Here is a 12484-nt window from a genome sequence, read left to right as displayed (position 1 = left end):
GGTCAGGCCGCCTTCAGACGATTGGGCACCAGCCTTTCGCTGGCGAGCGCGGCGCGCCGACCGGCTGCGTCCTGCCCTTCCTCGCCCGCTTCGTGATATTCGGCATCCTCATTGACCGCCCAGATGTCGTAAAGCTGCTCGCCCGCCTCGATATTGCGGACCGTCAGCATCGCCGTCATCATCGCATGGTCCTGATTATTGTAGCGGTGCATGCCGTTGCGGCCGACCAGATGCAGCGTCGGATAAAGCCGCTGCAATTCGGTGCGCATCGCAAGGACATTGTCGGCATAGCCGTCATCATAGACCGGATAGGCCTTTTCCTGCCGCACCACCGCGCCGCCGACGACATCGGCGGGGTCGCACAGGCCCAGGGTCGCCATTTCCTTCTTCGCCAGTTCGATCAGATCGGCGTCGCTCGACGACCAGAGGCCATCGCCCTCGAAGCAGAAATATTCCAGGCCCACGCAGGCCAGATCGGGGTCCGGCACCATTTCGGGGGACCAGCTCCGAAAATTCTGGATGCGGCCGACCTGCACCTTCGGATCGTGGATATAGATCCAGTTGTCGGGGAAGATGTCCTCGCCCTTCACCATCAGCGCCACGGTCAGGAAATCGCGATATTTAAGGTCCATCGCCTGGCCCAGCGTCGCGGGCAGCGGACGGATGCGGCCGGCCAGCTCGCGCATCGGGGCGGAACTGATGACATGGCCGGCGGTGATGGCGGTTTCGCCGTCCGGGCCGCGCGCCACCATGCGCCAGCCGCCGCTCGCCTGATCCTGCGACAATTGCTCCAGGCTGTGCGCCATCAGCACGCGGTTCCCCCGCGCGACCACGAAGTCGCGGGCCGCTTCCCACATCATGCCGGGGCCAAGGCGCGGATAGCGGAAGCTTTCCAGCAGCGTCTTGGTCGCCATGCCGTCATTGGGCTTTTTGTTGAGGCCCAGGGATCGTCTGAGGCCGTCGGTCACTGCGCCCCAGAGCGACAGGCCCTTGATGCGCTGCGCCGCCCAGTCCGCCGACATCTCGTCGCAGGGCATGCCCCATACCTTCTCCGTATAGGTCTTGAAGAAGATCGAGAACAGCTTGTGGCCGAAGGCGTTAACCGTCCAGTCCTGGAAGGAACGGACATCGCGATTGGGGAACAGCTTCGCCTTGGCGAAGCTCGCCATGCAGAGCGCCGATCGCCACAGCCCCAGATTGCCGAGCGCTTCGAAGGCGCGCAGCGGATAGCTGTAGAATTTGCCTTCATAATAGATGCGGCTCATCCGCGGGCGCTGAATGAAGTCGTCGGGCAGTATCTCGTTCCAGAGGTCGACGACCTCCTGCGACTTGGAAAAGAACCGATGGCCGCCAATGTCGAAACGGAAGCCGTTCAGTTCCACCGTTCGGCTGATGCCGCCGACATAGACCGGGTCTTTTTCGATGATGCTGACCGAATGGCCCTTCTTGGTCAGCAGATAGGCGGCCGTCAACCCAGCCGGCCCCGCGCCAATGATGGCGACATCCACATGGTGGTCGTTCTGCGGCATCCAAGGCCCCCCGGTGAAATCCTTCGCCGGTTTAGGTGAAGGAAATCTTCTAAGGAGTAGTTAATAGCCGGTAACAATGCAAGATAAGGCAAGGCCGGCGGCCATGGTGAGCCGCCGGCCTCCACTCTTTTCAAAAGGGCGGATCAGCCCTGGCGCTGTGCCTGGATCAGCGTGTTGAGGTCCGTGCGGGCGCCGTCGAGCGCCTCGCCGAAACAGGCGCGATAGTCCGGCGTGGCGGGCAGGATCGATCCGTTCATCCAGCCGCAGACCTTCTTCGCCGCCTTGGTGATGCGGGAGTCGGCCACGCGGACGCCATGGGTGCTGGCAAGGTTCAGGTCGGCCATCGACACGGCGATGCTGCGGGTTTCCGTCCCGGTGCGGCCGTCGACCACCACGTCCATATCGTTGATGCCGGCAAAGGCATTTGCTGCGGGCAAGGCAAGGGTCATCGCGGCGGTCAGCGCCACCAACGTCTTTCTGGTCATCCTGTATCTCCTGTCGAACTCTTATCGGATCTGCCCAACGCCTGACGTGGGAGTAGGGTCCTCTTCTAAATAGGCTTCGCGAAGGCATATGAAAAGGGGCCACTTGGCAGAAAGTGGCTGAAAACCGCTATTTTTGCGGATGCGAAAGGATCGGCGCCCTTTCGCATCCGCATCAATCGCCCTTAGTGGCGGAAGTGGCGCATGCCGGTGAAGACCATCGCCAGACCCGCTTCGTCAGCGGCGGCGATCACTTCCTCGTCGCGGATGGAGCCGCCGGGCTGGATCACCGCCGTCGCGCCCGCCTCGACCGCCGCCAGCAGGCCGTCGGCAAAGGGGAAGAAGGCGTCCGACGCAACCGCCGAACCGATGGTCCGGGCCTCCGCCCAGCCGGCCTTTTCCGCGGCATCCTTCGCCTTCCATGCGGCGATGCGCGCGGATTCCAGCCGGTTCATCTGTCCCGCGCCGATACCGGCGGTGCTGTTGCCCTTGGCATAGACGATGGCGTTCGACTTCACATGCTTGGCGACGGTCCAGGCGAACAGGCAGTCGTTCAGCTCCTGCTCGGTAGGCGCGCGCTTCGTCACCACCTTCAACTGATCGCGGCTGACGCGGCCATTGTCGCGGCCCTGCACCAGCAGACCGCCGGCAATGCTCTTGATCTGGAGGCCGGCACGGGCCGGATCGGGCAGGTCGCCGGTCAGCAGCAGGCGGAGGTTCTTCTTCCTGGCGAAGATCGCCTTGGCGTCCTCGTCCGCATCGGGGGCGGCGACGACTTCGGTGAAGATGCCGCTGATCGCCTCGGCGGTCGGACCGTCAAGCGGGCGGTTGACGGCGATGATGCCGCCGAATGCCGACACGCTGTCGCAGGCAAGCGCGGCTTCATAGGCTTCGATCAGCGTGGCGCCGGTGGCGACGCCGCAGGGATTGGCATGCTTGACGATCACCACGGTCGGCGGGCCGTCGCGGAACTCGCTGACCAGCTCCAGCGCGGCGTCGGCGTCGTTGTAATTATTGTAGCTGAGTTCCTTGCCCTGAATCTGCTTCGCCTGGGCGATACCGTTGGCCGACGGGCCGACGGGCAGGTAGAGGGCAGCCGACTGATGCGGGTTTTCGCCATAGCGCAGCGTCGAACCCAGCGTGCTGGAGACCGAGAGGCTTTCGGGGAACTGCACGCCCTGATCCGCGAAGGCGAACCAGCTTGCGATCATCGCGTCGTAAGCGGCGGTGGCAGCATAGGCCTTGGCCGCGAGCATGCGGCGGAAGTCGTAGCTGGTCGCGCCGCCCTTCTCCTCCATTTCCGCGATCAGCCTGGCATAGTCGGCGGGGTCGGTGACGATGGCCACGCTCTCATGATTCTTCGCGGCGGAACGGACCATGGAGGGGCCGCCAATGTCGATATTCTCGATGATCTCCTCGCGCTCCGCACCCTTGGCGACGGTGGCGGCGAAGGGATAGAGGTTGACGACCACCAGGTCGATCGCGCCGATGTCGTGGGCCTGCATGGAGGCGACATGATCGGGATTGTTCCGCACGGCGAGCAGGCCGCCATGGACCTTCGGATGCAGCGTCTTGACGCGGCCGTCCATCATTTCCGGGAAGCCGGTGAGGTCGGAGATGTCCTTCACCTCCAGACCCGCCTCGCGCAGCGCCTTGGCCGTGCCGCCGGTCGACACCAGCTCGACCCCATGCCTGCCCAGTGCCTGACCCAGTTCGATGAGGCCGGACTTGTCCGAAACGGAAAGAAGGGCGCGCTTGATGATGACGTCTGACATGGAGGTGCTTCCTGCTGCTGTTCGGGTGCCGCTCAGGCTTGCCGCAGGCCTCTAGAGCGATTCCGAGCGAAAGGGAACATTCGCCGTCCCGGAAATCGCGGCAATCGCCATGGGGCAAGCCGGCGGCCTCATTGCACGGACCGCGAGGCGCTCAGCTCACCTTTTTCAGCAACCACCCCACGGTCGAGCCGCCCGGAAGGGCCTCGCTGGTGACAGCCAGCTGCTTTGTGCCATGGGGGCGGCCTTGGGCATCCACCCACAGGCTTTCCTCGATCGCCAGCTTCCCCGCATTGGCGCGGAACTGCCATGTCGCGCCGGTGTCGATGCGCAGCAGGGCGCCCATGCCGTCGGCGGTGGGCGTGGGCTCGACGCCGGGGGCGAGGTGGAATCGAAGCTGGACCGGCAGCTTCACCGGCTTGCGCCGCCGCACCGCGGGCGTCAGCATGTCCTCGCCACGGATTTCCTTGCCGTCCGCGCTCATCAGCAGCAGGCGGCGGTGGACATAGCCCATGCGCCGCACATAGCCGTCATGGCTGAGGTCGAGGCGGCTGCCGCTTTCCGTCTCCTGCCGGTTGATCTCCACCTCTGTCACGCCCTTGCCCAGCGTGCCGTCGGGCAGCAGGGCGGTGGAATTGCTGTCGTCCAGCACCAATGTGCTGTGCGCCGCGGTGGTGCGCAGCCCCTGCGCCAGATCGCGCGGCATCCACGCGCCCTCCAGCGCGGCGCCGCCGCAGTTGACGATCAGCCGTTGCTGCCCGTCGCTGATCTCGACCGCGCCGGTGGAGGCGCAGCCCGCATCGGCCAATTGGGCGACGGGAGGCGGGGCGGCATCGACCTGCACCACGGTGCCCCCGGCGGCGAGCCGCTGATAGCCCCAGCCATTGGCCTGCCGCAGCGGGCGGGCGCGCACGCGGCTGGCGCGGATGACGGCGTCGATCGTGGCGGGATCGATGGCGCCCGCACCCTGCCAGTTGCCAAGCCCGCCATCGCCATGGGTGAGGCCGAGCAGGGCCGGCACGGCCTTGGCCAGTGCCTCCTTCAGCAAGGCAGGCGTCTGTTCGCGTCGCACTTCATAGACGGCGGCGACCATGGTCAGCAGCATGATCGCTTCCAGCTGGTCCAGCGGCGAGCGCGAGATGATGCCGCCGTCGCCATGGAGGCCGCTGTCGAGCGCGCGCTTGAGGCCGGCTTCTCCGAACAGCTTGCGCGCCGCGCCGCCCGGCAGCAGCATCGACGCCGCGACGATCCCGCCCCAGGCGACCAGGCGCGGCAGGCCGACCGGCGCCTTGTCCGCGCTGCGGTCCAGATGACGGGCGGTGCGGGCGATGCAGTTCAGCACCAGAGAGCGATAGACGAGGTCGCTCGACGAAAGGATCAGCGGTGCATGGGCCGACCAGAAGAGCAGGCGCCAGCCCGCATTGTCGGCGCGCCATGCGGGTTCGCTGGGCGTGTCGGCATGAGCGGCGAGCCATTTGCGCATCACGCCTTCGGCAATCGGCGCGGCCTGTTCGCGGGTGGCCACGGTGGCAAGGTCGCGCAGCCAGTGGAAGCCGTGCAGATAATCGGCAAAGCCCGCCGTCACGCCCGGATTGGCGAAATCCAGCCTGTCGAGAGGCAGTTTCAGGCCCCGGAACAGGAAATAGCCGGCGCGGATCGCCTGACCCGCATGGGCATTGCCCGGGATTTCATCGTCGGGCACGGCAAGCAGCTTGAGCGGATATTTGCCCTTCAGCCGGCGGCCGTGGATCGGCGTCTTCCAGCTCAGCAGATAGAAGCGGTTGGCGATGCGCTGCGCCAGCGAAAGCCCCTTGTCATCCGCGATGCGGATGAGCCGCTTGCCCTGTTCGATCCCGTCCTCCGGGCCGGGTCCGGCCTCCTCGGGGGCGGAATGGGGGGAAGGGCGGCGGCGGTCGCTCACCCGCCGCGCAGCGTCCGGATGTTGTCGGCATAGGCGGACGGACCGCCCCGGAAGGTCGCGGTGCCCGCCACCAGAACGTCGGCGCCCGCCCCGATCGCCTGTGGCGCGGTGGCGAAGTCGATGCCGCCGTCCACCTGCAGACGAATGTCGCGGCCGGACTTCTCGATCATCTTCCGGATCGCCTCGATCTTGCGGAGCTGGTTGGCGATGAAGCTCTGTCCGCCGAAGCCCGGATTGACGCTCATCACCAGGATCAGGTCGACATCGTCGATCAGGTAATCCAGCATCTTGGCCGGGGTGCCGGGGTTCAGCACCACGCCCGCCTGCACGCCCAGCGACTTGATGTGCTGGATGGAGCGGTGGATATGCGGCCCGGCCTCCGGATGGACGGTCAATATGTCGGCGCCCGCCTCCGCAAAGGCGTTCAGATACTGGTCCACCGGGGAAATCATCAGGTGGACGTCGAACGGCTTCTTCGTATGCGGACGCAGCGCCTTCACCACGCCGGGACCAATGGTGATGTTGGGTACGAAATGGCCGTCCATCACGTCGATATGGATCCAGTCCGCACCCGCTTCGTCGATGGCGCGGACCTCCTCGCCCAGACGGGCGAAATCGGCGGACAGGATGGAGGGTGAGATCAGGATCGGGCTGGTCATTTGACCATCGGCCTTAGCCTTGGCCGCAGGTCAGGGCAACGCCCGATTAACGCTATCCACAGGCTTTTGGCGACAGGCGTCGGCGTGCGGACTCGGCCGGCCTGTCAGGACAGGATGAACAGCGTGGGATCAAGGCCGGTCGACGGCCTGGAACCCCTGGGCAGGAACTGCTTGACGCCATGCAGCGCAACCACCTGATTTCGCTGGATGATGGGCGCGGCGATCAGGCGCATGGCGCATTCGCCGCCGTCCGCCGGGCGGATGTCGACATCCACCGTGAAGCCGCGCCTGTGGCGTATCGCATAGGCGCGCAACTGCTCCATCGCGGCACGGCTTTCGGGCGTGTAGAGCGACACCGCGAGCGGGCGGGGAATCGTCATCCCGCGTTCCAGCCCGAAAATGTCATAGACCCCGTCCGTCCAGTTCAGGCTGTCGTCGCTGAGGTCGCAATGCCACAGGCCCAGGCCGCGCTCCGCCAGCGCCCCATCGTCGCGGGCGATCCGGTCGTCCAGCATCACCGGCGCAAGATGGTCGCGCAACGCATAGAGCGGCCAGCTATGGTTCAGGGGAAGGGGCTCGGTCGGGCGCAAGGCAGGTCTTTCTGAATGCCGGATCGCACCATAGGGTTGCTTGGTTAAGGCTTAGTGGATCGTATCAGCCTTGCAACGAAAAAGCCGTCGGTTCCGCCCTGCGCGGCAAGGCTGTCCGGCAGTGTGCGGACCCATCCTTGCGCCGTCGGCACGATGCCGTCGGGCAGCTCGCCGGGCGTCGCGGGCAGCGGGCTGAAATCCGGCCGGGCGTCGATGAAGCGGGCGACCTGCTCCTCGCCCTCGGCCCGTTCGAGCGAGCAGGTGGCGTAGATCAGCGTGCCGCCGGGCTTCAGCCATGCCGCAGCGCGAGCCAGCAGTTCGGTCTGGAGTTCGCCCAGCTCCGCGATCTGGCGCGGGCCGATGCGGTGCAGCACGTCGGGATGCCGGCGGTAGATGCCGGTTGCGGTGCAGGGCGCGTCGAGCAGGATGGCGTCGGCTGCCCCATCGGGTTCCCATGCGCGCAGGTCGCCCTGCACGATGGCGGCGGAAAGGCCGGTACGCGCCAGATTTTCGCCCAATCGTTCAAGGCGCTTCTTCGACTGGTCGACCGCCGTGACGCGCCACCCCGCGGCGGCAAGCTGCATCGTCTTGCCGCCGGGCGCGGCACAGAGGTCGAGGACGTGGCGTCCCTCGCCCAAGCCCAACAGGCGCGCGGGGGTGGAGGCGGCCAGATCCTGCACCCACCAGGCGCCTTCGCTGAAGCCGGGCAGGTCGGGGATCGCTGCACCTTCGGGCAGGCGGACATGCCCAGGGGCAAGGCTCCGGCCGTTGAGCGCTTCGGCCCAATGCGCGGTCCGGGCGGGATCGCGAAGGCTGATGTCGACCGGCGGACGCTGGCCATAGGCGTGCGCGGCGGCCTGCGGCATGGCGTCCCCCCATTGCGCGGCCCAGCGGCTGGCGGTCTCCGGCGGCAGGGTGGGGGGTGAGGGAAGCGCCGGATCGGCGCGGGTCAGCGTGCCGAAGACGCCGTGCACCAGCTTGCGCGGACCGCCATCCACCAGCGGCAGGGCGGTGGCGATGGCGGCGTGCGGCGCGGTGCCCAGCGCCAGCACCTGGATAAGGGCGATGCGCAGGACCATGCGCGCCTTGGCGTCATGCGGCAGCGGCTGGCGCGTGGCGCTGTCGATCAGCGCGTCGAGATCGGGCAGGTGGCGCAGCGTCTCGGCAGCGATGGCGTGAACCAGCGCCCGGTCGGCGGGAGCAAGCCCTTGCGCCGCGCCATGCAGCGCGAGTTCAAGCGGGTCGCCGCGCCGAAGCACGGCGTCGAGCAGGCGAAGCGCTGCGCGGCGGGCGGGGAGGCCGGGGACGTCCTCGGGGCGGGAAGGGCGGGGCATGGGAAGCGCCTAGGGCAAAATGCCGGGGAAAGTAAGTTTTGTTGGCGGCTGGCGCATATTTGCCGGTCGCGGGGATCACGCGCGCCAGGCTCGTCCCGACGCCGGCGCAGCAACGCGGTTCACCGGGCCGGCCATCGACCTTCGCCATCCCGCCCGACCACCAAAAGAAAAACGCCCCATCCTTCCGGGCGGGGCGCTGATCCTTCTTTCAGGAAAATGCCCTCAGAACGGCACTTCATCGTCCAGGTCATTGTCGAAATTGGGCCCGCCAGCGCCGCCGCGTCCGCCGCCGGAAGAGCGGCCGGAACCGCCGCCAAAGCCGCCGCCGCCGCCGAAATCGTCATAATCGCCGCCGCCAAAGCCGCTCGAACCGCCGCTCCAGTCGCCGCCGCCCTGCGAGCGGCCGCCACCGCCGAAGCCGCCTCCCTGACCGCCGCCGCCCGGCGCGCCGTCCAGCATGGTCAGCACCGCGCCCGGCCCCTGCAGCACCACTTCGGTGGTATAGCGGTCATTGCCCGACTGGTCCTGCCATTTGCGGGTGCGCAGCTGGCCTTCCAGATAGACTTTCGACCCCTTGCGCAGGAAGCGTTCCGCCACGCCCGCCAGCCCCTCGGAGAAGATGGCGACGCTGTGCCATTCGGTGCGTTCCTTGCGCTCGCCCGACATGCGGTCCTTCCAGCTTTCGGAGGTCGCGATCCGCAGGTTGCACACCTTGCCGCCATTCTGAAAGCTCTTCACCTCCGGGTCCGCGCCCAGATTGCCCACCAGAATAACCTTGTTGACCGAACCCGCCATGTTTCCTCCGAAGCGTTAGCAGGCCCTTATAGCGGGCTGTCTTGGAAGGTCCACAAATCAGTGCGCGATGATGCCCAGCAGCAGGCGCCCGACAGCAAGGCGAGCCGGGACGCCGCGATCCGGCACAGCCACAGGGGGTGCGACCGACGCCACAGTTTCAAGGAGAAGTGAAGTCCTTGGCTTCGCCGGCCTTCGGCTCGACAGGCTCAGGGCGAACCGGGGAAAGCGGTCTGTCTGCCATCCACCCAATTCGTCTCCTCCCGCCAATGATTACAAGCTGGAGCGTTCTCGGGCAATTTGAGGCAGCACCTTGGGCTGTCACCATTGGAAATGGTCAAAAATTAATGTTGCAACATATCATGGAAATATGTTGTAACATGACATGTCGATCCGGGAAGGATCGCATGACAGGAGGGTGCGATATGCGACTGATGACGTTGCGGACAGCAGGTGGGCAGGCTCAGGTTTCCGGCTATAGCGGCGGCAACCGATCTTCCTTCGGCATAGGCGGGGCGATCGCCGTCCATGCGCTGGTGGTCGGGGCCTATCTGCTGATGCCCAAGGAAGTGGTCGATGTCTTCCGCGATCCACCGCCGCTGCTGACCTATCCGGTGGACGATACGCCGCCGCCCCCGGAACAGCAGCAGCCGGAAAACGACTCCAAACCCCTGCCCCGAACCAAATCCCATCCGACCGTGGTGGACAAGCCCGTCGTCCCGCCGCCGCCGACGGGCTTCACGACGAAGGCCGACGATGGCATGGCCGCCGGCGATTCCGGCACGGGCACGATCATGCCGCCCATAGTCCCGCCGACGCCCGAACCGGTGCTGGCCGATGCCACCATCGATCCCCGCGCGCTGGCCGCGTTCCAGCCCGACTATCCCGGTGCGATGATCCGGCAGGGGATGGAGGGCAAGGTGGTGGTCCGCGTCACCATCGGCCCCGACGGGCGCGTCACCGACATAGAGCGGCTGTCGGCGGCGGACGAGGCCTTCTGGATCGCCACCCAGCGCCATGCCCTGCGCAAATGGCGCTTCCGCCCGGCGACTCGGGATGGCGTGCCGATCAGTTCGACCAAGGTGCTGACCGTCCATTTCCGCCTGGCAGACGTCTGAAATCCAACAGGAAGGGGCCGGAAATCATGACGGACAGCAACAGCGCTTTTGCATCCGGCCCCGCCTTACCCTATATCGGCGCGATGGCGATCTTCCCCCGTCCGGTGTCTCCCAAGAGCGCGATGAGCGACCTGTGGAGCTATTTTCGTGAGAACCGGCCTCATAAATGGCCGCTGCTCGGCCTGTCCGTCGCGGTCACCTGGGTCATCATCTGGGCCTTCATCGTCGACGCCAACACCAACACCATGCCGACGCGCAACCAGATCTTCTATGTCCAGAGCTGGGACTCCAGCCGGTCCGACGCGGCGATCATCCTCCAGCAGAAGATCGACCTCGCCAAGCGGGAGGCGGCGATCGAGAAGAAGCAGAAGGAAATGCAGGGCGTGGCCGATATTTTCGGCATCGACTGGAAGAAGGACGAGGCCCGCAACACCGCCCGCCGCAAGGAAGCATTGAAGCAGATCAACGCCCAGCTCGACGCCCGGCTGGCCAAGGCCGAGGCTGCGGAGAAATCCGTCCCCGTAGCAGCCCAGAGCGGGGCGGCCCAGCCCTGAGCGCCCGATCCAAAAGCGTCCTGCCCCCCGCCGATCCCGCTCAGGATCGGCGCTTCATGGCCGCCGCCATCGCACTTTCCGAACGGGGACGCGGCCTTTCCACGCCCAATCCCAATGTCGGCTGCCTGATCGTGAAGGACGGGCATGTGGTCGGGCGAGGCTGGACGCAGAAGGGCGGCCGCCCCCATGCCGAGGCGCAGGCGCTTGAGGAGGCCATGGACCGCGCCCGCGGCGCCACCGCCTATGTGACGCTGGAGCCCTGTTTCCACCTTTCCCCGCGCGGTCCGCGCTGTGCCGATCTGATGGCGCGGGCAGGGGTCCGCCGCGTCGTCATCGCCCTGCGCGATCCCGATCCGCGCACCGACGGGCAGGGCGCCGCCTGGCTGCGCAAGCGCGGCATCGTGGTCGAAATGGGGCTGATGGCGCAGGAAGCCGCCGCCGCGATGCGCGGTTTCGTGCTGCGCCAGACATTGGGCCGCCCGGCCGTGACGCTCAAGCTGGGCCTGTCGCTCGACGGCCGGATCGCGCTGGCCGATGGGTCCAGCCGCTGGATCACCGGTCCGGACGCCCGTGCCCATGCCCATGTGGAACGGGCACGGCATGACGCCATATTGGTTGGCAGCGGCACGCTGCGCACCGATGCGCCCCGGCTGGATGTGCGCCTGGCCGGCCTGGAGGACCGCTCGCCCCGGCGCGTGCTGCTCAGCCATGGCGACGCGCCTGAAGGGTGGGATAGCATTGCCGCGCCGGAAGACATCGCCACCCTGCCGCATGTCGACCATCTGCTGGTCGAGGGGGGGGCACAGACCGCCGCCGCCTTCCTGCGCGCCGATCTGGTCGACCGCCTGCTGCTCTATCGCGCGCCGATCCTGATCGGCGCCGGGCTTGCCGGCGTGGGCGACATCGGCCTGACCGATCTGGCCGGCGCGCATGGCCGCTGGCGGCTCGACGACGAGCGGCGGCTGGGCGATGATCGGCTGGAGGTTTACCTCCGCAGCCGGAACGCCTAGATCACCCCGAAAGCCCCGCCCCTTCCGGGCGCGGCCAACGGAACACAAGCAAGGCGCTCCTCATGTTCACCGGCATCATCACCGACATCGGCACCATCCGCACCCATGAACAGCGCGGCGACCTGCGGCTGGCGATCGGCTGCGCCTATGACATGGAATCGGTCGCCATCGGCGCGTCCATCGCCTGTTCGGGCGCCTGCCTGACGGTGGTGGAGAAGGGCGCCGACTGGTTCGCGGTCGACCTGTCGGCCGAAACCGTCGCCCGCACGGCGTCGGGCCTGTGGGACCAGGGCGGCCGCCTCAACCTGGAACGCGCGCTCAAGGTCGGGGATGAGTTGGGCGGCCATATCGTCACCGGCCATGTCGACGGCATCGGCACTTTGGTGTCCGCCGCGCATGAAGGCGATTCGACCCGCCTTGTCATTGCCGCGCCCGCCGCGCTGGCCCCCGCTCTGGCGGCCAAGGGTTCGATCACCGTGGACGGCATTTCGCTGACCGTCAACACGGTGGAGGATCAGGCGGATGGCTCCGTCCATTTCGGCCTGAACATCATTCCGCACACAGCCGCCGCGACGACGCTGGACAGCCTGACGCCGGGCCGCGCCTTCAATCTGGAGATCGATGTGCTGGCGCGCTATCTCGACCGGATGCAGAGCCTTCGCTCTCGCTCAATGTGATTATTGCTTGCCATAATCACATCTTGATGTGATATGCCGCTCCATC

12 protein-coding genes are annotated in these 12484 nt (G+C 66.7%); 4 read left to right on the top strand and 8 right to left on the bottom strand.

The genetic code is table 11. The features are described 5' to 3' along the window. Nucleotides 1-2: 2 nt before the first annotated feature. From H5V43_RS13070 to ssb, 8 genes are all read right to left on the bottom strand, one after another. Entirely contained in the window at nt 3-1529 is a 1527-nt protein-coding gene (locus H5V43_RS13070) for an NAD(P)/FAD-dependent oxidoreductase (protein WP_025548262.1), read from the bottom strand. Between the two features lie 143 nt (nt 1530-1672). Continuing rightward, the gene (locus H5V43_RS13065; RefSeq protein ID WP_044661200.1) at nt 1673-2014 is read right to left on the bottom strand and encodes a UrcA family protein; all 342 of its coding nucleotides are present in this window, start codon (nt 2012-2014) and stop codon (nt 1673-1675) included. Nucleotides 2015-2196: 182 nt separating this feature from the next. After that, the gene (gene purH / locus H5V43_RS13060; protein WP_048576386.1) at nt 2197-3786 is read right to left on the bottom strand and encodes a bifunctional phosphoribosylaminoimidazolecarboxamide formyltransferase/IMP cyclohydrolase; all 1590 of its coding nucleotides are present in this window, start codon (nt 3784-3786) and stop codon (nt 2197-2199) included. A gap of 151 nt (nt 3787-3937) precedes the next feature. Beyond that, the gene (locus tag H5V43_RS13055; protein ID WP_025548266.1) at nt 3938-5704 is read right to left on the bottom strand and encodes a heparinase II/III family protein; all 1767 of its coding nucleotides are present in this window, start codon (nt 5702-5704) and stop codon (nt 3938-3940) included. Continuing rightward, the gene (gene rpe, locus H5V43_RS13050; protein ID WP_025548268.1) at nt 5701-6363 is read right to left on the bottom strand and encodes a ribulose-phosphate 3-epimerase; all 663 of its coding nucleotides are present in this window, start codon (nt 6361-6363) and stop codon (nt 5701-5703) included. Before rpe ends, H5V43_RS13055 begins: the two co-directional genes overlap by 4 nt. 104 nt (nt 6364-6467) lie before the next feature. Further along, nucleotides 6468-6953: a hypothetical protein gene (locus H5V43_RS13045; protein WP_025548271.1), complete on the bottom strand. Its 486-nt coding sequence runs from the start codon at nt 6951-6953 to the stop codon at nt 6468-6470. Nucleotides 6954-6997: 44 nt separating this feature from the next. Further along, nucleotides 6998-8287 (bottom strand): RsmB/NOP family class I SAM-dependent RNA methyltransferase, encoded by a 1290-nt coding sequence (locus H5V43_RS13040; protein WP_025548272.1) that lies wholly within the window; start codon nt 8285-8287, stop codon nt 6998-7000. Nucleotides 8288-8509: 222 nt separating this feature from the next. After that, nucleotides 8510-9082: a single-stranded DNA-binding protein gene (gene ssb, locus H5V43_RS13035; protein WP_025548273.1), complete on the bottom strand. Its 573-nt coding sequence runs from the start codon at nt 9080-9082 to the stop codon at nt 8510-8512. 422 nt (nt 9083-9504) lie between these two features. Here ssb and H5V43_RS13030 point away from each other — a divergent pair, with 422 nt between their 5' ends. The 4 genes from H5V43_RS13030 to H5V43_RS13015 all read left to right on the top strand — a co-directional run bounded on the left by H5V43_RS13030 (nt 9505) and on the right by H5V43_RS13015 (nt 12438). Next, the gene (locus H5V43_RS13030; RefSeq protein ID WP_025548275.1) at nt 9505-10197 is read left to right on the top strand and encodes an energy transducer TonB; all 693 of its coding nucleotides are present in this window, start codon (nt 9505-9507) and stop codon (nt 10195-10197) included. Between the two features lie 26 nt (nt 10198-10223). Beyond that, nucleotides 10224-10751 carry a hypothetical protein gene (locus tag H5V43_RS13025; RefSeq protein ID WP_025548277.1) on the top strand — a complete coding sequence of 176 codons (528 nt, stop codon included), beginning with the start codon at nt 10224-10226 and terminating at the stop codon, nt 10749-10751. Between the two features lie 20 nt (nt 10752-10771). Beyond that, on the top strand, nt 10772-11761 hold the full coding sequence (ribD, locus tag H5V43_RS13020; protein WP_257557046.1) for a bifunctional diaminohydroxyphosphoribosylaminopyrimidine deaminase/5-amino-6-(5-phosphoribosylamino)uracil reductase RibD: 990 nt from the start codon (nt 10772-10774) through the stop codon (nt 11759-11761). Between the two features lie 62 nt (nt 11762-11823). Beyond that, nucleotides 11824-12438, top strand: coding sequence for a riboflavin synthase (locus H5V43_RS13015; protein WP_025548278.1), 615 nt, complete (start codon nt 11824-11826; stop codon nt 12436-12438). The last annotated feature ends 46 nt before the right edge of the window (nt 12439-12484 follow it).

The sequence above is a fragment of the Sphingobium fuliginis genome, assembly GCF_015074805.1.
GTDB lineage: Bacteria > Pseudomonadota > Alphaproteobacteria > Sphingomonadales > Sphingomonadaceae > Sphingobium > Sphingobium fuliginis.
This window is presented reverse-complemented; position numbering and strand designations above follow the sequence as displayed.